Annotated in this window: 31 protein-coding genes and 5 tRNA genes; 35 read left to right on the top strand and 1 reads right to left on the bottom strand. The window is 43.2% G+C overall.

All coding sequences use genetic code 11. The annotated features are described in order from the left end of the window. The 19 genes from rlmB (at position 1) to RMO68_RS01065 (ending at position 14,638) form a co-directional block, all read left to right on the top strand. On the top strand, positions 1-678 hold the full coding sequence (rlmB, locus tag RMO68_RS00975) for a 23S rRNA (guanosine(2251)-2'-O)-methyltransferase RlmB (RefSeq protein ID WP_310438850.1): 678 nt from the start codon (positions 1-3) through the stop codon (positions 676-678). Beyond that, the gene (locus RMO68_RS00980; protein WP_310438851.1) at positions 675-1,505 is read left to right on the top strand and encodes a hypothetical protein; all 831 of its coding nucleotides are present in this window, start codon (positions 675-677) and stop codon (positions 1,503-1,505) included. The genes rlmB and RMO68_RS00980 overlap by 4 nt, the downstream gene beginning before the upstream one ends. Before the next feature lie 10 nt (positions 1,506-1,515). Next, positions 1,516-2,148 (top strand): hypothetical protein, encoded by a 633-nt coding sequence (locus RMO68_RS00985; protein ID WP_310438852.1) that lies wholly within the window; start codon positions 1,516-1,518, stop codon positions 2,146-2,148. 72 nt (positions 2,149-2,220) lie between these two features. Continuing rightward, entirely contained in the window at positions 2,221-3,444 is a 1,224-nt protein-coding gene (locus RMO68_RS00990; protein ID WP_310438853.1) for an LL-diaminopimelate aminotransferase, read from the top strand. Then, a complete protein-coding gene (locus RMO68_RS00995) occupies positions 3,441-4,700 on the top strand; it encodes a homoserine dehydrogenase (RefSeq protein WP_310438854.1) in 1,260 nt (419 codons plus the stop codon). Before RMO68_RS00990 ends, RMO68_RS00995 begins: the two co-directional genes overlap by 4 nt. 195 nt (positions 4,701-4,895) lie before the next feature. After that, on the top strand, positions 4,896-5,009 hold the full coding sequence (gene rpmJ / locus RMO68_RS01000; protein ID WP_015654591.1) for a 50S ribosomal protein L36: 114 nt from the start codon (positions 4,896-4,898) through the stop codon (positions 5,007-5,009). A gap of 2 nt (positions 5,010-5,011) precedes the next feature. After that, entirely contained in the window at positions 5,012-5,383 is a 372-nt protein-coding gene (rpsM, locus tag RMO68_RS01005; protein ID WP_299804420.1) for a 30S ribosomal protein S13, read from the top strand. 11 nt (positions 5,384-5,394) lie between these two features. Next, on the top strand, positions 5,395-5,787 hold the full coding sequence (rpsK, locus tag RMO68_RS01010) for a 30S ribosomal protein S11 (protein WP_013461152.1): 393 nt from the start codon (positions 5,395-5,397) through the stop codon (positions 5,785-5,787). An 11-nt stretch (positions 5,788-5,798) separates the two neighbouring features. Continuing rightward, positions 5,799-6,425 carry a 30S ribosomal protein S4 gene (gene rpsD, locus RMO68_RS01015; protein WP_013461151.1) on the top strand — a complete coding sequence of 209 codons (627 nt, stop codon included), beginning with the start codon at positions 5,799-5,801 and terminating at the stop codon, positions 6,423-6,425. A gap of 23 nt (positions 6,426-6,448) precedes the next feature. After that, the gene (locus tag RMO68_RS01020; protein WP_310438855.1) at positions 6,449-7,441 is read left to right on the top strand and encodes a DNA-directed RNA polymerase subunit alpha; all 993 of its coding nucleotides are present in this window, start codon (positions 6,449-6,451) and stop codon (positions 7,439-7,441) included. Between the two features lie 103 nt (positions 7,442-7,544). Then, the gene (gene rplQ / locus RMO68_RS01025) at positions 7,545-7,895 is read left to right on the top strand and encodes a 50S ribosomal protein L17 (protein ID WP_294894092.1); all 351 of its coding nucleotides are present in this window, start codon (positions 7,545-7,547) and stop codon (positions 7,893-7,895) included. Between the two features lie 128 nt (positions 7,896-8,023). Next, positions 8,024-8,299 (top strand): NifU family protein, encoded by a 276-nt coding sequence (locus RMO68_RS01030; protein WP_310438856.1) that lies wholly within the window; start codon positions 8,024-8,026, stop codon positions 8,297-8,299. A 46-nt stretch (positions 8,300-8,345) separates the two neighbouring features. Further along, positions 8,346-8,939 carry a hypothetical protein gene (locus RMO68_RS01035; protein WP_310438857.1) on the top strand — a complete coding sequence of 198 codons (594 nt, stop codon included), beginning with the start codon at positions 8,346-8,348 and terminating at the stop codon, positions 8,937-8,939. Beyond that, entirely contained in the window at positions 8,929-10,224 is a 1,296-nt protein-coding gene (locus RMO68_RS01040; RefSeq protein ID WP_310438858.1) for a UDP-N-acetylmuramoyl-L-alanyl-D-glutamate--2,6-diaminopimelate ligase, read from the top strand. The genes RMO68_RS01035 and RMO68_RS01040 overlap by 11 nt, the downstream gene beginning before the upstream one ends. Before the next feature lie 106 nt (positions 10,225-10,330). Then, entirely contained in the window at positions 10,331-10,705 is a 375-nt protein-coding gene (locus RMO68_RS01045) for a (2Fe-2S) ferredoxin domain-containing protein (protein WP_310438859.1), read from the top strand. A gap of 3 nt (positions 10,706-10,708) precedes the next feature. Next, positions 10,709-11,074 carry an aspartate 1-decarboxylase gene (gene panD / locus RMO68_RS01050; RefSeq protein WP_310438860.1) on the top strand — a complete coding sequence of 122 codons (366 nt, stop codon included), beginning with the start codon at positions 10,709-10,711 and terminating at the stop codon, positions 11,072-11,074. A gap of 43 nt (positions 11,075-11,117) precedes the next feature. After that, the gene (locus RMO68_RS01055) at positions 11,118-11,966 is read left to right on the top strand and encodes a polyprenyl synthetase family protein (protein WP_310438861.1); all 849 of its coding nucleotides are present in this window, start codon (positions 11,118-11,120) and stop codon (positions 11,964-11,966) included. A gap of 3 nt (positions 11,967-11,969) precedes the next feature. Continuing rightward, a complete protein-coding gene (gene tkt, locus RMO68_RS01060; protein ID WP_310438862.1) occupies positions 11,970-13,886 on the top strand; it encodes a transketolase in 1,917 nt (638 codons plus the stop codon). After that, positions 13,886-14,638 (top strand): RNA methyltransferase, encoded by a 753-nt coding sequence (locus RMO68_RS01065; RefSeq protein WP_310438863.1) that lies wholly within the window; start codon positions 13,886-13,888, stop codon positions 14,636-14,638. The genes tkt and RMO68_RS01065 overlap by 1 nt, the downstream gene beginning before the upstream one ends. Here RMO68_RS01065 and RMO68_RS01070 read toward each other — a convergent pair. Further along, positions 14,622-14,945, bottom strand: coding sequence for a thioredoxin family protein (locus tag RMO68_RS01070; RefSeq protein WP_310438864.1), 324 nt, complete (start codon positions 14,943-14,945; stop codon positions 14,622-14,624). The genes RMO68_RS01065 and RMO68_RS01070 overlap by 17 nt on opposite strands. A 12-nt stretch (positions 14,946-14,957) precedes the next feature. Between RMO68_RS01070 and RMO68_RS01075 the strand changes: the two genes are divergently transcribed. From RMO68_RS01075 to rplJ, 16 genes are all read left to right on the top strand, one after another. Further along, complete coding sequence (locus RMO68_RS01075; protein ID WP_310438865.1) at positions 14,958-15,839, top strand: radical SAM/SPASM domain-containing protein; 882 nt, start codon at positions 14,958-14,960, stop codon at positions 15,837-15,839. Next, positions 15,839-17,191, top strand: a complete 1,353-nt coding sequence (gene mgtE / locus RMO68_RS01080; RefSeq protein WP_310438866.1) for a magnesium transporter — start codon at positions 15,839-15,841, stop codon at positions 17,189-17,191. The genes RMO68_RS01075 and mgtE overlap by 1 nt, the downstream gene beginning before the upstream one ends. Positions 17,192-17,203: 12 nt before the next feature. Next, the gene (locus RMO68_RS01085; RefSeq protein ID WP_310438867.1) at positions 17,204-18,355 is read left to right on the top strand and encodes a sodium:proton exchanger; all 1,152 of its coding nucleotides are present in this window, start codon (positions 17,204-17,206) and stop codon (positions 18,353-18,355) included. 3 nt (positions 18,356-18,358) lie between these two features. Continuing rightward, positions 18,359-19,096 (top strand): YaaA family protein, encoded by a 738-nt coding sequence (locus RMO68_RS01090; protein ID WP_310438868.1) that lies wholly within the window; start codon positions 18,359-18,361, stop codon positions 19,094-19,096. A 66-nt stretch (positions 19,097-19,162) separates the two neighbouring features. Then, positions 19,163-19,239 (top strand) — tRNA-Thr (locus tag RMO68_RS01095). 56 nt (positions 19,240-19,295) lie between these two features. Beyond that, positions 19,296-19,381: transfer RNA gene (locus tag RMO68_RS01100), tRNA-Tyr, on the top strand. A 3-nt stretch (positions 19,382-19,384) separates the two neighbouring features. Beyond that, a tRNA-Gly gene (locus RMO68_RS01105) sits at positions 19,385-19,461 on the top strand. Positions 19,462-19,562: 101 nt separating this feature from the next. Then, a tRNA-Thr gene (locus tag RMO68_RS01110) sits at positions 19,563-19,637 on the top strand. A gap of 96 nt (positions 19,638-19,733) precedes the next feature. Further along, complete coding sequence (gene tuf / locus RMO68_RS01115) at positions 19,734-20,933, top strand: elongation factor Tu (protein ID WP_310438869.1); 1,200 nt, start codon at positions 19,734-19,736, stop codon at positions 20,931-20,933. 38 nt (positions 20,934-20,971) lie between these two features. Next, the gene (rpmG, locus tag RMO68_RS01120; RefSeq protein WP_015654572.1) at positions 20,972-21,124 is read left to right on the top strand and encodes a 50S ribosomal protein L33; all 153 of its coding nucleotides are present in this window, start codon (positions 20,972-20,974) and stop codon (positions 21,122-21,124) included. A gap of 29 nt (positions 21,125-21,153) precedes the next feature. Continuing rightward, positions 21,154-21,229, top strand: a tRNA-Trp gene (locus RMO68_RS01125). Positions 21,230-21,293: 64 nt separating this feature from the next. After that, positions 21,294-21,479: a preprotein translocase subunit SecE gene (secE, locus tag RMO68_RS01130; protein WP_310438870.1), complete on the top strand. Its 186-nt coding sequence runs from the start codon at positions 21,294-21,296 to the stop codon at positions 21,477-21,479. A 9-nt stretch (positions 21,480-21,488) separates the two neighbouring features. Continuing rightward, a complete protein-coding gene (gene nusG / locus RMO68_RS01135; RefSeq protein WP_299930882.1) occupies positions 21,489-22,019 on the top strand; it encodes a transcription termination/antitermination protein NusG in 531 nt (176 codons plus the stop codon). Positions 22,020-22,040: 21 nt separating this feature from the next. Further along, the gene (gene rplK / locus RMO68_RS01140) at positions 22,041-22,466 is read left to right on the top strand and encodes a 50S ribosomal protein L11 (RefSeq protein ID WP_310438871.1); all 426 of its coding nucleotides are present in this window, start codon (positions 22,041-22,043) and stop codon (positions 22,464-22,466) included. A gap of 68 nt (positions 22,467-22,534) precedes the next feature. After that, entirely contained in the window at positions 22,535-23,230 is a 696-nt protein-coding gene (gene rplA / locus RMO68_RS01145; protein WP_310438872.1) for a 50S ribosomal protein L1, read from the top strand. A gap of 122 nt (positions 23,231-23,352) precedes the next feature. Continuing rightward, positions 23,353-23,835, top strand: coding sequence for a 50S ribosomal protein L10 (gene rplJ, locus RMO68_RS01150; protein ID WP_310438873.1), 483 nt, complete (start codon positions 23,353-23,355; stop codon positions 23,833-23,835). The last annotated feature ends 8 nt before the right edge of the window (positions 23,836-23,843 follow it).

Genomic DNA, 23,843 nt, shown 5'->3' on the forward strand with positions numbered 1-23,843 from the left:
ATGCTTATTTATGGAAAACAACCGGTTTATTATGCAATCGAACGTCACAAAGACCGTATTAAGGTTCTTTACCTGGCAAAAGAGGTCGACAAAAAAGAGTACTCTGCCCTAATGAAAATGGGGTTTGAGATTAAGCGAATCCCTGAAAAAGCGGCACAATCGATGGTAAAAGGGGGAAATCATCAAGGTTTTATCGCCGAGATTTCACAGGTAGTCCCGTACGCTTCTCCCTTTCTCAAAAAATGTGATTTTGTTGTGGTACTGAGTTCTATTACCGATATGGGTAATATCGGCTCTCTGATTCGAAGTGCGTACGCACTAGGGGTTCAAGCATTAGTCATTAGCGGGATTAAAGAGCCGAATTTAGAGGCAATGATCCGTACCAGCAGCGGTGCCGCACTCGATATGCCGTTAGTGGTGGTTCACAATATCCATGATGTGCTGCATGAGATGAAACAATCAGGGTTTCAGATATATGGAGCGGTTATGGATGGTGTGGATGTACGTGAAGCTACTTTTGCAACGAAGCGGGTTTTGGTATTGGGTAATGAGGGTGAGGGCTTAAGCGGCAGAGTCCAAAAAAGCCTTGACGTCGGTATTTCTATTCCGATGGCACATGATTTTGATTCTTTAAATGTCGGTGTTGCCGGCGCAATTTTGATGGAGAGAATGAGATGAAACAATGTAACACGTTCGAAGATTTACAGGCTCTGGGAACAGAGAAAATTCATGAGAGAACTCATATTTCTCGTGATAAGGTAGATTTGGTTCTTACTAAATCGTACGGTGAAATTGGGCGAGTTCAGTTCATGGGATACATATCAATCTTCGAACGTGAGTACGGTATTGATCTAAGCGAAATCAAAGAAGAATATACTGCATTTTGCCAGAATAACGCAAACATTCTTACTCCAAAACAATCGGTTATTTTACAATCTACCTCTAACTCAAAGCCCAAATGGGTCGCGGCAGGAATAGCGTTAATTATCATTTTGATGGTAGGAGGATATTTTTTACAGGGAAATATGTCTACTGAACCGCGTGAAGAGGTAATGAAGCTTACAACTTTAGCGGTAGAAGTGATGGAAGATGCTAACAGTGCCGAAGATATCAATATCAGTGAAAACAATGAGACAAACATTACAACCGTGCCGATTGTAAGCCCAGCCGTCAATAATGAGCTCAATAAAAGTGTACCGACGGTGTCAAAATCGCTGATTTCGGGGAAAGAAATTGCTATCTACCCGACCTTCAAAGTGTGGTATGGGATGATCAATATAGCGAGCGGAGAAAAAACGCAAAGTATTACAAGCGACCCCATTGCTATCGATTCAACGAAAGATTGGCTAATCGTTCTCGGACACGGAAGAGTTGAAATCGGATCTCCCGAAGATAAAAAGGTATTCAATGAAAAAAATTCTGTTCACTTTATATGTGAAAAAGGTATTTTAAAACAAATTAATGAAAAAGAATTTATCCAACGTAACGGCGGAAAAAACTGGTAAATAACCGGTGATGAAACGCTTACTCATACTTTTCTCCGCCCCGCTTCTCCTTTTTGGAGACTCCATCAACACAAATATTACTTTTACAGGTGATCTTAGAGTGAGTATACGTACGATCACCCAAGCATTTTCTACCCTCGGGTACAGGGTTGATATCGATTCCTTACGTATGCAAGAGGATAAAGGGATATTGAACGCTACGGTAATTTCGAATAAAGTTTTAACTCCCTCACTTTTAGCAGAAAATTTACAAGAACAGAATATACGTATCGAAAAGGCCCATTTTGACCCTAAAAAAGGCCTTTCATTGGTACTTGATACACGAAATGCTATCTGGAATACTGTTTTACTGGGACGTGATGAGGGGACTGAACTCAAAAGGGCGAGCACTGCGCAATGGTTTCGTGTAGAAGAGGCTCAGCATATTAGAATAGAACCCCCTTATGTCGGCAAATGGTATCCGGAAATTGCGGTTTTCGATGGAGCAATGAATCTATTATCCTCCTTTCGTTCTTTGGATACGAAGGAGGAGTTTAGGTTTGAACTCCCCAAAGGGGCTTATTATCTTAAAATCTCAAACGCGCAGGGGATGAAAGTACTGAAAGAGGGGATGTGGATAGAGTCAATTACTTCGGGACGATAAGTCACTCGTATTATATAAAAACTAAGCCTCTTATGTTAAAATGGCGCAATTTTTTAATCACAGGTTGTAGCCATGTTTGATGAAATCCAATTTGACCGGATTAAACGCCTTCCAAAATATGTATTCGCTGAAGTAAACGAGCTTAAAATGGCACGTAGACGCTCAGGTGCCGACGTTATCGATTTCAGTATGGGAAATCCTGATGGAGATACTCCTGAGCATATCCGTAAAAAATTGGTTGAATCGGCAGAAAAGACTAAAACACACGGCTATTCGGTCTCCAAAGGGATTCCGAAACTCCGTCAAGCAATTTGTGACTGGTACAAACGCCGTTATGATGTCGATCTCGATCCTGATACCGAAGCGGTTGCAACTATGGGTTCCAAAGAGGGATATGCCCATTTGGCGTACGCTATCACGAATCCGGGTGATGTTGTCGTCGTTCCTGACCCGACCTATCCGATTCACTCATACGGGTTTATTTTGGCAGGGGGAAATGTTCAAAAAATGGAATTGCCGTTTGATGAAGATTATAAAGTTGATGAAGACCTCTTTTTCGAGCGACTTGAACACGCATTTCATGTCTCATTCCCAAAGCCGAAATACCTTGTCGTCAACTTTCCGCATAATCCGACGACCGCTACGGTAACACCGGAGTTCTATACTCGTGTCGTTGCGATGGCAAAACGGGAACGTTTTTATGTTATCAGCGACATTGCGTACGGTGATTTGACGTTTGATGGCTATAAAACCCCCTCTATTCTCTCTGTACCGGGGGCAAAAGATGTTGCGGTTGAAGCATTCACCCTCTCAAAAAGCTACAATATGGCGGGATGGCGTGTCGGTTTCTTCGTCGGAAACGCAAAACTCATCGGAGCGCTCCAAAAGATCAAAAGCTGGCTCGATTATGGGATGTTTACTCCGATTCAGGTTGCCGCAACGGTAGCTCTTACCGGTGATCAAGCGTGTGTTCAAGAGATTACGGACAAATATGATCACCGCCAAAATGTTTTGATCGAAGCGTTTAACCGTGCCGGATGGCCGGTACGCCGTAATCAGGCATCGATGTTCGTCTGGGCAAAAATCCCTGAGTGCGCACTTCACATGGGAAGTTTGGAATTTTCAAAACGTCTTTTGGTGGAAGCAAACGTTGCGGTAGCTCCGGGGATCGGATTCGGTGACTACGGTGACCAATATGTCCGCATCGCCTTGATCGAAAATGATCAGCGTATTCGACAAGCGGCTAAAAATATCAAACAGTTTTTGAGTACCTTGAATTGTAAGGCTCCTGAGTGACCCGTATCGGTGTTATCGGTGTCGGTACGGTAGGACGTGCCGTCGTTCAAATATTAGAAGAGAACAAAACCATTATTACGGCACGTTCGGGTGATGAAATCGTGGTTAAAAGCGGTGTCGTACGTGATCTCTCAAAAGTGAGTGATCTTTCTATCGCTGTTTCCCAAAACCCCTATGATGTTGTGGATGATCCGGAAATCGACATTGTTGTAGAGTTAATGGGGGGAATAGAACTTCCGCTGGAGATCGTTAAAAAAGCGCTCCAAAACGGTAAAGCGGTAGTAACGGCAAATAAAGCCCTTTTAGCCTATCATCGCTATGAGCTTCAAGAGATTGCGGGAGATATCCCATTTGAGTTTGAAGCGAGCGTTGCAGGGGGAATTCCGATTATCAATGCGTTGCGTGACGGACTCTCTGCGAACCATATTCTCTCCATTATGGGGATTATGAACGGTACCTGTAACTTCATGCTGACCAAAATGATGAATGAGGGTGCTTCGTTTGAGAGTGTTTTAGCCGAAGCGCAGGCATTAGGGTATGCAGAAGCCGATCCAACCTTCGACATCGGCGGTTTTGATGCGGCACATAAACTTCTTATCTTAGCTTCGATTGCCTACGGTATCGATGCGAAACCCGAAGAGATTTTGATTGAGGGGATTGAAGGGATCAGTGCGGCAGATATTGCTTTTGCCAAAGAGTTCGGCTATACAATCAAGCTTTTGGGAATCGCAGCGCGTGATAATGCCGAAGTGGAGCTTCGCGTCCATGCGGCATTGGTTAAAGAAGATGCGATGATTGCTAAAATCGACGGTGTTATGAACGGTATCAGTGTCGTCGGTGATCGTGTCGGCGAAACCCTCTACTACGGGCCGGGTGCGGGCGGGAATGCGACCGCGAGCGCTGTAGTTGCTAATATTATCGACATCGTTCGCTCGGGAAAACGCTCTCCGATGCTCGGGTTTAACCATCCGCTCGAAGAGGGACTTCGACTAAAAGATCAAAACGATATCCGATCAAAATATTATCTTCGTTTGAGAGTTTTGGATAAACCGGGGATTTTGGCACAGATTACGAGTCTTTTTGCTGAACATGCGATTTCGATCGAAGCGGTGATTCAGCGTCCCTCCGAAACCGAATGTGCCCATCTGCTCTTTGCTACTCATGAAGCGACGGAACGATCCATCCATGCACTTATGCGTGAGCTTAAGTCATTAGATGCTGTTTTGGAATCCCCTTTTATGATTCGAATTGTGTAAGCGCACTCCGAATCATCCTCCTGTTTTATACCTTAATAAAAATTTAACATTATTTACTGTAATATACGCGTCCACTTTGCCCTTTCGGACAAATAGAATTGAATGTTTCTAACTGCGTTCAATCGTAGTTACAAGTATTGGTGTGATCAATCGCACCTACGAAAAGCAAGTGATTTAAATCAACGGAGCCTACCGATGAAAGTACGTTCTTCAGTGAAGAAAATGTGCGATGATTGCAAAATCATTAAGCGCAAAGGGGTCGTTCGCGTAATCTGCAAAACCCCAAAACATAAACAGAGACAAGGATAAGCATGGCACGTATTGCTGGTGTGGACTTACCTAAGAAAAAACGTTTGGAGTATGCATTAACTTATATCTACGGTATCGGTTTACATACTTCACGCAAAATTTTGGATGCTACAGGGCTCGATTACAATAAACGTGTATTCGAACTCAGCGAAGATGAAGCGGCAACGCTTGCTAAAGAGATCCGAAGCAGCGGTATCGCTGTAGAGGGTGACCTTCGTAAACAAGTTGCTATGGATATTAAAGCGTTGATGGATCTTGGTTCTTACCGTGGTCTTCGTCATCGTAAAGGTCTCCCATGCCGTGGTCAAAAAACCAAAACCAATGCTCGTACACGCAAAGGTAAAAAGAAAACCGTCGGCTCAGCCACAAAGTAAGGGATTAGAGTATGGCAAAAAGAAAAGCAACCCGTAAAAAAATCGTAAAGAAGAATATTGCTCGAGGTATCGTACATATCTTGGCTTCATTCAACAATACCCTTGTAACGGTAACAGATGAAATGGGTAATATGATCGCATGGAGTTCGGCTGGTGCCCTTGGTTTCAAAGGTTCTAAAAAGTCAACTCCGTTTGCTGCGCAACAAGCAGTAGAATCTGCGATGGAAAAAGCAATGGTCCACGGAATTAAAGAAGTGGGAATTAAAGTTCAAGGTCCAGGTTCTGGCCGTGAAACAGCAGTTAAAAGTGTTGGTGCGATCGAAGGTCTCCGTGTTTCTTTCATGAAAGACGTTACTCCACTACCACACAATGGATGTCGTGCGCCTAAGCGCCGACGAGTCTAAGGAGTTTAGCAATGGCAAGATATAGAGGACCCGTAGAAAAAATCGAAAGAAGATTCGGTGTAAGCCTTGGACTAAAAGGTGAACGTCGTCTTGCAGGTAAAAGTGCCCTTGACAAACGTCCTTACGGACCAGGACAACACGGTCAACGCCGTACAAAAATTTCTGAATACGGTACACAACTTCGTGAAAAACAAAAAGCGAAATTTATGTACGGTTTGAGCGAAAAACAAATGCGTTCATTGTTCGGTGAAGCAAAACGTCGTACAGGTAACACCGGTACGAACTTAGTAATGCTTCTTGAGCAACGTCTTGACAATGTTGTTTACCGTATGGGATTTGCAACGACTCGTCGTTTTGCACGCCAATTGGTAAACCACGGTCACGTATTGGTTGACGGGAAACGTGTTGATATTCCATCTTACCGTGTAAAACCGGGTCAAAAAGTGGAAATTCACGAGAAAAGTAAAAAAAACAACCAAATCGTTCGTGCGATTGAGTTGACCAACCAAACCGGTCTTGCGGCATGGGTTGACATCGATCAAGATAAAGCGTTCGGTATTTTCACACGTCTTCCAGAGCGTGAAGAGGTTGTTATCCCTGTTGAAGAACGTCTAATCGTCGAGCTTTACTCGAAATAATCATTAAAGAAAGGGCGTTCAGCATGAAAAAAATTAAGACATCACCGCTTCTTCCGAAAGAGTTTGTCGTCGAGCAAATCAGCGCGAACGAAGCGAATATCATTGCTTATCCGTTTGAAACCGGATTTGCGGTTTCACTCGCCCATCCGATCCGCCGCTTTTTGCTAAGCAGCTCGGTCGGATTCGCACCGATCGGTATTAAAATTGAGGGTGCTAAGCATGAGTTCGACTCTGTGCGCGGTATGCTCGAAGACATTTCGGATTTCATTATTAACCTTAAAGGTGTCCGCTTCAAATTGAAAAACGGCCTTAAAGAGAAAGAGATCACTTACAGTTTTGCAGGCCCTTGTGAAATTAATGGAAGTGATTTGGATAATGATGATGTTGAAGTGGTAACCCCAAATGCATTTTTGGCAACTTTGAATGAAGATGCGACGTTGACATTCAGCGTTAAAATTCATCAGGGTATCGGATACGCTCCGAGTGAAGATGTACGGGACAGTTTGGGTGATGGATACATCGCGTTGGATGCTTATTTTACACCGGTTCGCCGTGCAACATACGCTATTGAAAACGTTCTTGTTGAAGATAACCCGAATTTTGAAAAAGTCGTTATAAATATCGTTACCGACGGACAAATTTCTCCGGTTGACGCATTTAAAAACGCGCTTGAAGTAATGTACGCACAAATGGCTGTATTTAACAGCGAAGTGAGTATCAAAGCTCCTGCTGCAACTGAGCGCGGTGACGAACATCCTGAACTTAAACGTTTGGGTGCCCGTATTGAAGATCTTGGGCTAAGTGCTCGCAGTTTCAACTGTTTGGATCGCTCAAACATCAAATACATCGGTGAAATCGTAATGATGAGCCAAAATGATTTGAAAGAGGTTAAAAACCTCGGCAAAAAATCGTTTGAAGAGATTTTAGAAAAAATCACGGAATACGGTTATGCTGTCGGACAAGATCTCGCGGATGATCTCATCAGCGCTATCAAAAAGAAAATCGAAGCTGAATAATCCAATTATTTAGCTTTTGGGCTTACTGCCGAAGTAAACCCAGTGTTAACGTAGATAAAGGGATATGTTCCTTTATCGTCTAAAATAATAAAGAGGAAGTATCATGAGACATCGTCACGGATACCGCAAGCTAGGTCGAACGAGCGCACATCGTGAAGCTTTGTTGACCAACCTTAGCATTGCGTTGATTGAACACGGTAAAATTGAAACTACGTTGATCAAAGCAAAAGAACTTCGTTCATTTGCAGAAAAATTGATTACAACTGCACGTGCAGGTGATGCAAATGCTCACCGTGCTGTGTTCGCTGTTTTGCAAAACAAAGAGGCGACTAAATTGCTTCTTAATGAAGTTGCTCCAAAATATACAGAGCGTAACGGTGGGTATACCCGTATCGTTAAAACGCGTATTCGCCGTGGTGATGCTACACCAATGGCATACATTGAACTCGTCTAACGAGTTCAATAAACCATCACCCCCTTAAATCGAGCTTCACTCGAAAACTATCCTTTTCATATTAGTACATGTTTAGCCCACTTCTTATAATATAGCGTCATACTTGAGCTTTTAAAGGTACAATAGCCATGATTCCATTTAGTGATGAAGAATTGATGCAACCCGTTCGCAACGTCATAGATAAAATACGACCAAGTTTGGCATTAGACGGCGGTGATATAGCATTTTTACGAGTAAAAAACGGTACGATATACGTACAGCTTCAAGGCGCGTGTATTGGATGTTCAAGTAGCGGAAATACATTGAAATACGGAGTTGAGCGTCAATTGCGGATGGATATTCACCCTGAATTGGTCGTTATTAACGTACCGCACGGTATGGAACATCAAATCGACGCGCTATAATTTAATAAAATTGAGCCGATATTAGAATAACATAGGAGGGATTACTATGAAAACTATCAATTTAACCAAAACCCTCAAACAAGCAAATGAACTTTTTTTGGCGGGACAGTACAGTGAAGCTTTGCGTGATTATTCATTAGCACTCAAAGATTTCCCTGATTCAAAAGAGGCTTATAACGGAGCGATACTCTCTGATATGGCAATGAGCGGTGAGAGCGCCGGCGAGGCGTTATTTGATTATTATACGATTTTGCGAAGTGAAGATATTGAGACGGCAGATACGGTAATTTCAGAGATTTTACAGACAATGGACGGCACTCTCGATCAATTATCCGGTTTGTTTGATGAGACGATTAAGCAGCGTTTGGCTTATGAAGACGGCATCATGTATACCGAATTTAAAGAGCTTGTCCAAAATGATAATGATTTTAACCGTATTTTTGAGAACATCATGTTCTCGACACGCGTTATTATTACCGAAAAAGAGGACTTTGTCGACTTTCTGGATAATTTGATTGATCACGGATATCAAGAGATGGCACTCAGCTATTTAGAGAGTGCACTTGGCGTCTACCCAAATGATAGACAGCTTCGCAATTTATTACGACGTTTAGCCAAAGGGAAAAGCCTTGAAAGTTGAGATTGTAGGTCAGCCGTATCGCTATATCAGTGAGAATTCCGGTGATTGTGGTCAAGATTGTGCCTTTTTACTCACTAAACAAAATGAAAAGTACAAAGAGGATGCGATAGCGCGCGGGGCACATTCCATTATAACACCCGATGAGTGTTGGAGTCTTTTTGGATTAAATCGAATATGTGTTATCGGTATAACCGGAACCAACGGAAAAACGACAACGGCGAGCGCTATTTATTCATTACTTCTCGATTTGGATCATAAAGTGGCGATGCAGGGTACGCGCGGATTTTTTATGAACGATGCGCCGGTAGAGGGAAAAACACTAACGACACCTACCGTACTCAATACCTATCGCCATATGGCACAAGCGATAGAAGCGGGATGCGAGTATTTCGTGATGGAAGTGAGTTCTCACGCCATTGAGCAAGAACGGATCGCTGGGATTACGTTTGGTCTTAAAATTCTGACCAATATCACCCAAGATCACCTTGATTATCATACAAGTATCGAAGAGTATATTCGGATCAAAAATCTTTTTTTCCAAGATGAGACGAAAAAACTGATCAATAAAGATGAGCTGCGTGCAGAGTTTAATTTCAAAAACGCTTTCACTTACGGAGTTGAAAATCCTGCAACGTATAAAATCATTGCTTATTCTCTCAATAACGGGGTGAGCGGCGTCATGAAACATTTCGAGGATCATGTTCCGTTTGTCACCTCATTGCACGGCTTTTTTAACTTATACAATATTACCGCCGCTATGGCTGCGGTCCATTTGGTGAGTACGGAAACTCTTGAGAAAATCGCTGATGCCGTTGAAAATTTCGGCGGAGTCAGCGGTCGTATGGAAGTGGTGAGTGAAGATCCGCTTGTTATTGTTGATTTTGCCCATACGCCGGATGGAATGGAGCAAGTCCTTAATGCTCTCAAAGAAAAAGAAGTGCTTGTTGTTTTCGGGGCGGGTGGGGATCGAGATCGTACCAAACGTCCGATAATGGGAAGAGTCGCATCGGCTTATGCTAAACGACTTTATGTGACGAGTGATAATCCTCGCTTTGAAGATCCTGATGCGATTATAGAAGATATTTTGGCCGGCATTGAAGATAAAAGCAATGTGTATGTCGATGTTAATCGTCGAAATGCGATTGCACAAGCACTTCGCGAACGTAGCGGAGATGAAGTAATTTTGATTTTGGGCAAAGGGGATGAGACATCACAGATTATTTATGATCAGCACTTGCCGTTCGATGATCGTGTTGTGGCTCGTGAGTTGTTAAAAGAGATTTAAAGAGATAAATTGCTTACTGGAGCTTAATATGCACTGGTAGTATTTGGCTATAATGCCGTAATTATTTTCCGGTGAACAAACTCACCGAAGCCATAAGGAGTAGTTGATGGGTCTTCCACAACCGGCGTTTTATATTTTCAAGTGTGAGCAAAGCTCTCCTCCGGGGATGCCAAAACCAAGCTGTGTTAACCCACAGACTCAGGATTTGTTTCAACACTTAGCGCAGACATTGATGCAAAAAGGGTTAATCGCGACGGTACAGCCGATCCGTACGTCATGTATGAATCGTTGTAATGTAGGACCGATTATGTTAGTAGAACCGGGTCACGTAATGTATGCGGGTCTTACAAAAGAGCGTATCAATGAAATTATTGATCGCCATATTATTGGCGGTGAAGTGGTTCAAGAGTATGTTATCCCCTCAGAACTTTGGGATGCACCGATCAGCCCTGCCGACATGATGAAGCAGATGGGACGCTAATCGATGTTGATCGAAATGCTCTACAGTAAAATACACCGCGCTACGGTCACCGACGCTAATCTTAATTACGTCGGCTCGATCACGATAGATGAGGAACTTTTAGAAGCTTCCAAAATGCGTGTAGGTCAAAAAGTGGAAATCCTCAATATCAATAACGGGGAGCGTTTTTCGACCTACATTATCCTCGGAGAGCGCGGGAAACGCGATATTTGTCTCAACGGTGCGGCAGCACGTAAAGTACACAAAGGCGATAAGATTATTATTGTCGCCTATGCAACCTACAATGATCAAGAACTTGAAAAGTACAAACCTACGGTTGTATTGCTCGATGATGAGAATAGTATCACCGATATAATCGAGAAGATATAAGCTCCCTCATGGTACTATTTCGCTAAAAAATAGTGGGATAATTATGGAGCAGTTTGAAGCCTTTTTAGCAGCACACCTTCCTTCTGTCCCATCTTTTCATCCTCATTATGAAAATTCTATGCATCAGATGCTAATCGGCGGCGGAAAACGGTTCCGTCCTGCACTTCTTTTAGGAGTAGTTCGGGCCTACAACCCCCTCTTAACTCAAAGTGCATTTCATGCCGCATTGGCGATTGAATTACTTCATACCTATTCATTGATCCATGATGATCTCCCCGCAATGGATAATGCCGATTTGCGTCGCGGAATTCCGACTCTCCATAAAACATATGATGAAGTGAGTGCGATTTTAGCGGGAGATGCACTTAATACGTACGCGTTTGAAGTACTCTCCAATGCACCGCTATCGGATCGGGTAATTGTGAAACTGGTTCGCGCTTTAGCACATAACGGCGGAATGAAAGGGATGGTTTTGGGGCAAGCAATTGATTGCCATTTTGAAAATCAACGTTTAGAACTCGATCAGGTGAAAATGCTTCACATCCATAAAACAGGAAAACTTATAGCCGCATCGCTCCAAATGGGAGCATTTATTGTTGGACGTGATGAAATCGCGAATGCGCTATATGATTTCGGTATTGACTTAGGATTGCTCTTTCAAATACAAGATGATATTTTAGATGTGACCCAAAATGATGAACAAGCGGGTAAAACAACCAATAATGACCAATCAAAAAATAGCTTTGTTACCTTACTCGGATTTGATCAAGCTATGGAAGAAGCAAATGTTTTAGCCGATAAAATTATTCAACAAATGATGAGTTTTGATGAGAATTTGCAACGTGAATTGTCACCAACACTTAACCACTACATTAACCGACATAAGGACTAAACGATGAGTAATGCAATGCGCCAAAAGATGGCAGATACAATCCGCTTTTTAGCGGCAGATATGGTTCAACAAGCAAATTCGGGGCATCCGGGTGCACCGATGGGATTGGCGGACATTGCAGTAGTCCTTTCAGAGCATCTCAATCATAATCCGAAAAATCCTAAATGGCTGAACCGTGACCGTTTAGTCTTTTCCGGCGGACACGGAACGGGGCTCATCTATTCTCTCTATTATCTTTGGGGATACGGATTGGAGATCAATGATCTTAAAAATTTTCGTCAGCTCGATTCTAAAACTCCGGGACATCCTGAGTACGGACACACGGCGGGTGTAGAGATTACAACGGGACCTTTAGGGCAGGGGATCGCGAATGCCGTCGGTTTTGCTATGGCCTCCGCGTATGTCGGAAACAAAGTCAACTCGGAAACTGCACGGATGATTGACCATAACGTCTACTGCTTATGCGGTGACGGTGACTTAGAAGAGGGGATCAGTTACGAAGCGTGTTCGATTGCCGGACATATGGGATTGGATAACTTGGTATTGATTTACGATTCAAACCGTATTACGATTGAGGGTTCTACGGAGCTTAGTCTCAGTGAAAATATACGGGATCGTTTCGAGTCTCAGAATTGGGCGGTATTAGAGATTGACGGGCATAATTTCGATGAAATTGATAGCGCATTGACGCAAGCCAAAACGATTAGCCGTCCGGTACTTATCATCGCCAACACCGTTATCGCCAAAGGGGGCGGTAAAATGGAAGGGTCTCACCATGCTCACGGTGCGCCGTTGGGTCACGATGTCATCAAAACCGCTAAAGCTGCCGCAGGGTTTGATCCTGAAGCGACATTTGCCGTTGATGCGGACGTAATGGAGCGTTTCCGATGCGCAATCGAAAAAGGAGATTTAGCCGAGCGTGAATGGAATCACCGTCAGAAAGAGCTCCCTCTTTCTGAACAAAATGAAGCATATGAACAACTTTTGAATCCGGATTTCGGACGTATTGAATGGCCGACATTTGAAAAAGCCGATGCAACGCGTAATACGAACGGTAAAATTTTGAATGCGATTGCGAAAGCGATTCCGGGCTTTTTGGGTGGATCGGCTGACCTCGGCCCTTCTAATAAAACGGAACTCACCAATATGGGCGATTTCCCTAAGGGCAAAAATATCCATTTCGGTATCCGTGAACATGCGATGGCCTCGATTACCAATGCGATGGCCTTGTATGGACCGATTATCCCCTTTAGTGCTACCTTTTTTGTCTTCAGTGATTACCTTAAACCATCGGCTCGTATTGCGGCGTTAAGCGGTATCCAACACTTCTTTATTTGGACGCACGATAGTATCGGTGTCGGTGAGGATGGTCCTACCCATCAACCGATTGAGCATTTGAGTCAATTTAGAGCATTGCCGAACTTCTATGTCTATCGTCCGGCAGACGGTGCGGAAAATGTCAAATGCTGGCAAAAAGCTCTATCCATGAAACATTCACCCTCAGCGTTTGTCTGTTCACGTCAAAATCTTCCGATTCTCCCCGATGCGCTCAAAGGGGATGTTGAAAACGGCGGATATTTATTGGTAGAGCGTCCTAATGCAACCGTGACCCTTATGGCTTCGGGCTCTGAGGTTGGTTTAGCCATCGAGAGTGCCGAACTTCTTCAAACACGCGGGATTGCAGTGAACGTGGTGAGTGTCCCATGTTTCGATTTATTATTAGAACAGCCTCTAAGTTATATTGACGCTATTATTAAACCCCACACGAAAAAAATTGCGATTGAAGCAGCGCGCGGACTGGAATGGTACCGTTTTGCCGATACGGTAGTCGCAATGGAGGGATTTGGCGCAAGTGCTCCGGCGGAGAAATTGTTTGAAAAATTCGGCTTTAGTGCCGATGCCATTGCATCAATACTTTGATGAACGATTCGCCTGAATACCTAGAAAAAAAGCGTTTCTTTGATTCGCTGATTACCCTTTACGGTCGTAATGTAGCGGTTGAAGTGTTGCGCGATGATGCCGTGCAGATTCATAAACTGCATCTCTCCAAAAGCAACCGTACCGACGAGACGATCGAAGAGATTATGATGTTAGCCGAAATGCGGGGAGTGGAGATCAAATACCATACCAAAGAGTCATTGTCCCGTATCTCGAAAAATAGCGCTCAGGACCAAGGGGTTGCGATTGATGTCGTAAGTCAAAATTACCGAGGTGCCTCCAATATTGCAACCGATTTACCGGATTCATTTCGTCTTTTAGCTCTCGATGGGATCAATAACCCTCAAAATTTGGGGATGATTGTCCGATCCGCCGCAGCGAGTAAAATCGACGGGATAATATTACCGCGTCGTAATAGCACGAAGCTCTCTCCGTTAGTGATGAAAGCGTCCGCCGGGACACTGTTTAAAATCCCGATTTATTATTGTGAAGATTTGTCTGAAATATTGGGATTGAGAGATGCGGCAATTATTACCCTCTCTTCCCATGCCGCACAAGATATTCATACATTGAAAATTCCACATCGGGCTATTTTTGTATTGGGGAATGAAACCGAAGGGGTTAGTGATGCGGTGATGAGAGCTTCTACCCACAGCGTGAGTATCCCAATGTATCGCGGAGTGGAATCGCTCAATGTTGCCGTAACGGCAGGGATCGTCAGCTTTCTACCATAAGGTTATAAGGACGCGCTATGGCGTCAGTCACTTCACTAACGCTCATGTGGCGGCTTTTCCGTAAAAATTCCCGCCCCTGAAAAAAGATAAGTACCGTCGGAATGGCAAAGACGCTAAAATGGGATGCGATTTCAGGGGTTTCAGAGATGTCGATACTTTCAATAACAAAAGTCGGAAATTCTGTCCTAATCGCCTCAACCAATTTTGGTTTTAGGGCATGGCAGACGTTACAGGTGGGTGCGCTGAAATAGAGCATAACCGCATCATTGGTGTGGAGTGTTTGGGTGAGTGAATCTAATGTTTGCATAAAGGAATTATAATGAAATTCAGCCGTACCTACGTTGAAATAACTAATATTTGCGGACTTTCGTGCAGTTTCTGTCCCCCTAAAACAGATTCAAACATTACGATGGAACTCCCATTTTTCAAAAAAATAGTTGAAGAGTTAACCCCTTATACGGATGAGATTGCGTTGCATGTTATGGGAGATCCTATGGTATTGAGCAATCTGAAAGAATATCTCGATATTGCGTATGCGTCCGGATTAAAAGTAATGATTACCACCAGCGGATTTTATCTTGACCCTATACGGCGTGAAGCCGTATTTCATCCGGCGCTTCGTCAGCTCAATATTTCACTGAACAGCTTTAATAAAAATAGTGTGGCTCGCTCTTTTGAAACCTATATGGAACCTATATTGCAGCTATGCAATGAGAAATTATTGCGGGAGAAAGATTTTTTTATTAACTTGCGATTGTGGAATTTGGATGATGAGAGAAGTGAGAGCGCTTTTAATGAGCGATTATTTGAACTTTTGGAGAGCCATTTTGATTTGGCAGAGGGGATGATTGCCTCACAGATCAGCGGGGAGCGCCAATCGATACGGTTGGCCTCCAAAATACTGCTCCATTTTGATCACTATTTTGAATGGCCGAATCTGGAGAATGCGTTTGTTGGAGATGGCTATTGCCAAGGGTTGAGCAAGCAAATCGGGATTTTATCGGATGGACGTGTAGTACCGTGTTGCTTGGACTCAGAGGGGATTATGGAACTGGGTAACCTTAGAGAGACAAATTTGGGTAAAATTCTGACATCAAAACGCTCTTCCGCGATAACCGACGGTTTTTCCAAGGGAATCTGCAGTGAAGAGTTGTGCCAAAAGTGCTCCTACAAAGAGCGATTTACTACAAAGGAGCAATGATGTCAGAAAACATACTGGAATCGATTAATAATCGTGTTGCCCTTTTTAATGAAGGTATTGACGAAAGCGTTCACATTTATGAGATTGCAAGTTTGCTCAAAACCCTCCATGATGACGATGAAGAGCTGTATGCTCAAACCTTAGAGACTCTTCCCCATGAAATTTTGGCAGAGGTTCTACTTGAGATGCCTCAGCAGCATATGGAAGAGGCGTATGAGCAGCTAGGGGCGGAACACCTTGCGAGTTTGGCTTCGGAACTTGATACCGATGATGCTGCCGACTTTATTCAAAACATTGAAGAGGTGAATGAAGAGCTTGCGGAAGAGGTTCTCTCCAAACTCTCAGATGATGACCGTGCTACCATCGAAACCCTGATCTCGTATGAAGATAACGAAGCGGGTGCATATATGCAGACCGAGCTTTTTGAAGCACGTGCCGAAGAGAGTGTCGGAGAGTCGATCAAACGTCTACGGGCAATGAAAGCGGATGAATTGATCGATAACGTTCATCAGGCATTTGTCGTGGATAAGCATCGTCGTTTAATCGGCGCAATTTTGTTGGAGGATTTGATTCTCCATGAATCGCATGAACTCTACGGAGATATTTTACATGACGGGCATAATACGATCCATGTCCATGCCCATGATGATATTTATGATGTTGTCGAAGTATTTGCGAATTATAATCTCAATACCCTTGCGGTTGTTGACGAAAATCAAATTCTTTTGGGTCGTATTACCGCCGATGATATTCATGACGTTATGGAAGAGCGGGCTACGGAGCAGATCTACCACATGGCAGGGGTTAATGACGAAGCGGAACAAGACGAAGAGTTTTGGAGCATCGGGAAAACCCGTGCAATCTGGCTGGGGATTAATCTCTTAACGGCTATCGCCGCATCTGTGGTTATCGGAATGTTTGATGCAACACTCGAAGCAATTGTGGCATTGGCCATTTTAATGCCGATTGTCGCTTCGATGGGGGGAAATGCGGGGACGCAGACCCTTACTGTTACCGTACGTAAAATTGCTCTGGGGGAAATTGAGGGAAAAGAGGCGTACGCCACAGTGAAAAGAGAGGTTCTTTTGGCTCTTTTTAACGGATTTGTTTTTGCTATTTTGATTGGAGCCGTAGCTTATTTATGGTTTAAAATCCCATTGTTGGGCTTAGTAATCGCATTATCGATGATTATTAATCTTTTCTTTGCGGGATTTTTTGGTACTATTATTCCACTGGGACTTCGCCGTGCCGGAATTGATCCGGCAATCGGTTCAACCGTTATATTGACAACCGTAACGGATGTCGTCGGATTTTTGAGCTTTTTAGGGCTCGCTACGATCATATTACTTTAAAAGGATACTCTCTTGGACAGGCGGATACGCTATTTTATTGAAGACTACTGGGATATCTTTATCGGTATCACGTCTATTACTCTCGCTTTTATTTTCCATGCTCAGCATGATTCTTTGATGGCGACCCTCTTTGCCGCTATTGGGATCGCAGCCCTCTCTCTTACCGTTGCCGAAGTGGCCGATATCCTCTCAGAACGCCTCCAAGAACCGTATGGCAGTTTTGTCCTTACTTTTAGTGCCGTAGCGGTTGAAATCATCCTTCTTTATGTTATTTTACTCGAGGTGAAACATTCTCCCGAAGTACTAGAAACGGTCAAAGGGGGAATTATTTCCGCAGTCATCGTTGATTTGAATGTTCTCCTTGGACTAGCGGTATTTTTAGGGGGGCTTGCTTATACGCAACAGCAACACAACAAAGAGACCTCCAGTGCCTATAGTACCGTCTTGTTTGTTGCTTCAAGTGCGTTATTGGTACCGGGGCTATTGAGCCATACCGAACATGGAAGTGCAGCACTTACCCATGTGAGCCATTTGATCGCAGGGGTATTGCTCCTTTTTTACATCATTATTTTTATTTTTCAGACACGTACCCATACCCACTTTTTTAAAGCAACGGCCCGCAGCCGTTTTTTTCGTCTCAAACGAAAGCTTCAAGAAGAGGAAGACGCGGAGATCGATGAAAATGAATCAAGTGATTATATTTTTGAGCATCTCAGTACCCCTATCAACTTTATGGCAATATTCGGCTTCATTGCCATTATCGCTTTTGGGGCGGAGATTTTTGCAGGCGAAGGTGTAGGACTTGCAAAGGAGTATGGTATTTCTGCCGGATTAGCCGGATTGGTTATCGCGATTATCAGCGTCTCTCCTGAAATATTTACTGCAGTCCGTGCTGCTCGTAATGATCAGATTCAGCGGGTTGTCAATATCGCGATGGGTGCTTCTACGGTATCGATCATCTTGACGGTTCCTATTTTGATGATGTTAGCCTACTTCTCAGGGATCAATCTTACCCTTGATTTTAATCCGCTTCAAATCGGTGCCTTATTGTTGACGATCCTCTTGGTATGGAAAACGACCGATGAGGGAGAGACCAACTACTTTGAAGGTGCTTCACATATGATGTTTTTTCTCAGTTATGCCATTATCGCTGCGTATTATTAAACGATGATTATTCTTTTTGCTCCAAGTGAAGGGAAACGGGAGGGGGGAACTCTGGCTCCACTGAACCCCGAGAGTCTTCTTTTCCCCCATCTGTATTCCAAACGCTTCGAAGTGATTGAGCAATACGAAAAGTTGGCCCAAAGCGGTAGTGACGAGCAACTGTACGAACTTTTCGGAATCAAAGATACCAAAGCGTACGAACGTTACCGAAACACTTTTGCATATGCTCCGACCATGAAAGCGATTGAACGTTATGACGGAGTAGCGTACGATTATCTAGATTATCAGAATCTTTCATTTGAAGCGCAACACTATATTGATCATAGCGTTATACTTTTTTCTAACCTATTCGGTCCGATTTGTGCGGGTGATTCTATTCCCGATTACAAACTTAAGCAAGGCTCACAAATCGGCAGCTTTGCACCTGAAAAATATTATAAAGAACATTTCTCAGCCCATTTGGATGAAATGATTGGTGAAGAAGAAATTTTAGATATTCGTGCCGGATTTTACGATAAGTTTTATATTCCGTCCAAACAAACGACAACCTTGAAGTTTTTAAAAGAGGGAAAAGTGGTTAGCCACTGGGCAAAAGCGTATCGCGGAACCCTTTTGCGTGAAGCTGCTATCCATCAAGTTCGATCAATTCAAGAACTCTTGGCCTTGAATATCGAAGGGCTGTTTTTAAGTGAAATTGTTGAGACGAAAAAGAAAAAAGAGGTTATTTATACAATCGTATGAGTTTCTTTAAAATACGCTTGACATTTTAGGAAAGAGTGTATATAATTTCGGCTCCATTTCACCAATGCCGGCATAGCTCAGTTGGCTAGAGCAATTGATTTGTAATCAATAGGCCCGGGGTTCAAATCCTCGTGCCGGCACCATTGAATGAAATCGGAAACGCATTACATTTATCAGTGTTAGACCAGATTATGGCCGTGGTGAGATACTCAAGTGGCCAACGAGGGCAGACTGTAAATCTGCTGATTTTTATCTTCGAAGGTTCGAATCCTTCTCTCACCACCATCTGCGGGAATAGCTCAGTTGGCTAGAGCGTCAGCCTTCCAAGCTGAATGTCGCGAGTTCGAGTCTCGTTTCCCGCTCCACTGGGAGCTGAAGTATACATTTCATAATTACTACTTCATCATTACCTTAAAACGTAAAATAGTTTTTAAGCTTCCAAAATACACATTTATCATTGTTTTATGCTCACGTGGCTCAGGGGTAGAGCACTTCCTTGGTAAGGAAGAGGTCGGCGGTTCAAATCCGCTCGTGAGCTCCAGTAATAATATTGTAATATTTTTGAAAGCTTGAAAGCTATTTCAGCTGTTTTTTGGTATAATTCCAAATTCATTTACACATTCAGTCGGAGGACACTATGGCAAAAGAGAAATTTGAACGTACAAAACCACATTGTAACATCGGTACAATCGGTCACGTCGACCACGGTAAAACTACGTTGACTGCAGCAATTACAGCTGTACTTGCGGTAACAAACGGCGCAAAAATGATGGATTACGATGCAATCGATAATGCACCAGAAGAGCGTGAGCGCGGTATTACGATCGCAACTTCACACGTTGAGTACGAAACAAACAATCGTCACTATGCACACGTTGACTGTCCTGGACATGCCGACTATGTTAAAAACATGATTACCGGTGCTGCTCAAATGGACGGTGCTATTCTTGTTGTTTCTGCAGCGGACGGCCCAATGCCACAAACACGTGAGCACATCCTTCTTTCTAAACAAGTCGGTGTTCCGTACATCGTTGTTTTCATGAACAAAGAAGATATGGTTGATGATGAAGAACTTCTTGAGCTTGTAGAGATGGAAATTCGTGAACTTCTTGATACCTATGATTTCCCGGGTGACGATACTCCAATCGTAGCAGGTTCTGCTCTTCGTGCACTTGAAGAAGCAAAAACTGGTACTCTTGGTGAGTGGTCAGCAAAAATTCAAAAATTGATGGCGGAAGTGGATCGTTATATCCCTCAACCAGTTCGTGAAACAGATAAAGATTTCTTGATGCCGGTAGAGGACGTTTTCTCTATCTCTGGTCGTGGAACCGTTGTTACTGGTCGTATCGAGCGTGGTACAATCAAAATTGGTGAAACTATCGAAATCGTTGGTATTCGTGATACACAAACAACTACCGTAACCGGTGTTGAAATGTTCCGTAAAGAGATGGAAATGGGTGAAGCGGGTGACAACTGTGGTCTTCTTCTCCGTGGTACGAAAAAAGAAGATGTTGAGCGTGGACAAGTTCTTTGTAAACCTAAATCAATCACTCCTCACACAAAATTTGAGGCTGAGATTTACGTATTGAGCAAAGAAGAGGGTGGACGTCATACTCCATTCTTCAACGGTTACCGCCCACAATTCTACGTTCGTACAACAGACGTAACTGGTGCGATCACTTTGCAAGAAGGTACTGAAATGGTTATGCCAGGCGACAACGTTAAAATTGTTGCTGAATTGATCCATCCGATCGCGATGGAAGAAGGTACTCGTTTCGCTATCCGCGAAGGTGGACGTACTGTAGGTGCTGGGGTTGTTTCTAAAATCCTTGCATAATTTTCCCCAACCTTAGGGTTGGACTATTAAGGTAAAACATGCGCGAAAATATCCATTTAGCTTGTGAGAAATGTACTCGACGTAACTATCACACAAGTAAAAATAAAAAAACTCATACTGAGAAATTCTCAGTTCGTAAGTTTTGTAAATTTTGCCGTGAACACACGGTTCATAAAGAAGCAAAACTTTAATTTTGGTTCCCCCTTGGGGGTTTTATAATAGGTCAGTAGTTCCAATGGTAGAGCGCCGGATTCCAAATCCGATTGTTGGGGGTTCGAATCCCTCCTGGCCTGCCACCCATTTTTGACTAATGATGCTTTAGAGCTTTATTCGTTGGAAATGTCCTGAGGATACAATAATATGAAAAACAAATTCAGTCAAACCATTCATAATGCGAAAATGGAACTTGCAAAAGTTATTTTTCCGACAAAGCCACAAGTAAAGCAAGCGTTTATTGCGGTTCTCGCAGTGGTTACGTTTGTGGTATTGTTTTTGGCGTTGGTCGATTTTATTATGTCTTCAACCGTTTCGGCAATTTTAAGTTAAGGAAAAAACATGGCACATCGTTGGTATTCGATTCAAACGTATGCAGGTAGCGAGCGCAGTGTTAAAGCCGCTATTGAAAATATTATTGCTGAAAATCATCTTGAAGATGTTATTACGGAAGTAATTGTTCCGACCGAAGATGTTATTGAAGTCAAAAACGGTAAAAAGAAAATCACGGAACGTTCATTGTACTCAGGGTATGTGTTCGCGAATATGGATCTATCGATCGATCTTCAACACCGTATCCAATCTCTACCTCGTGTGGCAGGATTTATCGGTGAATCTAATAAACCGACACCATTAAGTGATAACGATATCGCAGTTATCTTGGATCGTGTAACGAACCGTTCGGCTCCGAAACCGAAAGTATTCTTCGATAACGGGGAGATGGTTCGTATTGTGGACGGTCCGTTCGCGAATTTCACCGGTACGGTTGACGAATACGATCTTGAACACGGTACATTGAAACTTAATGTTTCTATCTTCGGACGTAGTACTCCGGTAGATATCTCGTACACTCAAGTCGAAAAAATAATTTAATCTCAAAAAAAGGAAGCACAAATGGCAAAGAAAATTACGGGCTACATCAAGTTGCAAGTACAAGCCGGCGCTGCTAATCCAGCCCCTCCGGTTGGACCAGCACTCGGTCAACGTGGTGTTAACATCATGGAATTTTGTAAGGCGTTCAACGAGCGTACAAAAGATAAGGCAGGTTTTAAACTCCCTGTTGTTATTACGGTATATGCGGATAAAACGTTCTCATTCATCACAAAACAACCCCCTGCATCTGCTCTCATTATGAAAGCGGCTGGTCTTAAAAAAGGGACAGATAATCCGATGAAAAACAAAGTGGGTAAAATCACTAAAGCTCAATTGATGGAAATCGTTAAGCAAAAAATTCAAGATATGAATACCGATGACGTTGATGCTGCGGCAGCTACAATTGCTGGTTCTGCACGTTCAATGGGTGTTGATATCGTAGACTAAGTTCTACACTACTCTTCGACCGCAAAGAGGCTAAATCTTGCGGCAGATTCTAATATTGGAGAATTCAAATGGCTGGAAAACGCTATAAACAACTGAGTGAAAAAATTGATATGACAAAAAGCTACTCTGTAGCAGATGCTGCTGCATTTGTTAAAGAGCTTAAATCTGCAAAATTTGACGAAACCGTTGAGATTGCATTAAACCTTGGTGTTGACCCACGTCACGCTGACCAAATGATCCGTGGCGCGGTTGTGCTTCCACACGGTACGGGGAAAGTGGTTCGTGTTGCGGTTTTCGCAAAAGGTGCAAAAGCGGATGAAGCTAAAGCTGCCGGTGCTGATATCGTCGGAAGCGATGATTTGGTTGAGCAAATCAAAGCAGGTAACATCAACTTCGATATCGTTGTTGCTGCACCGGATTGTATGGGTCTTGTTGGTCAAGTAGGGCGTATTCTCGGGCCAAAAGGGATGATGCCGAATCCTAAAACAGGAACCGTAACAGCAGATATCGCAAAAGCGGTTAGCAATGTTAAAGGCGGACAAGTAAACTTCCGTGTTGATAAAAAAGGGAACATCCATGCCGGTATCGGTAAAGTGAGTTTCGATACCGATAAAATCGCTGAAAATATCAAAGCGTTTGTCGGTGCTATTAACCGTGCGAAACCTTCTACTGCAAAAGGTCGTTACATCAAAAATGCAGCATTGTCTCTTACAATGAGCCCTGCAATTAAATTCGAAACTCAAGAGTTGTTGGATATCCGTTAATCACTCTTGAATGATGAAGCATTGCTTCGTCTTTATCTTATGGACTGAAGACAGTAGGGGGCTTAGGCCTTAATCAGAAAACTCTGCCCCGCTTGAAGTTGTATGTCTGGAAAGGAGAAACTATGAATAAATCACAGAAATCTGAGATTGTTAGTACTCTAACAAACGAGTTCAAATCTTCTGCTGCAGTTATTATGTGTGACTATCGCGGTTTGGCAGTGTCTGAACTCGAGGCACTTCGTAAAATCGCACGTGAAAAAGAGACGAAAGTTCAAGTTGTAAAAAATACACTAGCAACGATCGCTCTTAATAACGCTGAAATGTCAGGTATTGATATCGTTGATACCAACATTTTCGTATGGGGCGCTGATGCAATCGCTGCTTCAAAAACCGTTGTTGATTTCGCTAAAGCAAATGATAAATTTGTCATTCGTCAAGCTTACATTGACGGGCAAGCTGCAGATGAGAAAAAAGTACGTGCATTCGCTACCCTACCGGGACGCGAAGAGTTGCTTGGAATGCTCGCATCTGTTTGGATGGGGCCAGTTCGCAACTTCACAATCGGACTCGATGCGCTTAAACGTAAAAAAGAAGAAGCGGCGTAATTGCTGCT

This window comes from Sulfuricurvum sp., from assembly GCF_031427015.1.
Taxonomy (GTDB): domain Bacteria; phylum Campylobacterota; class Campylobacteria; order Campylobacterales; family Sulfurimonadaceae; genus Sulfuricurvum.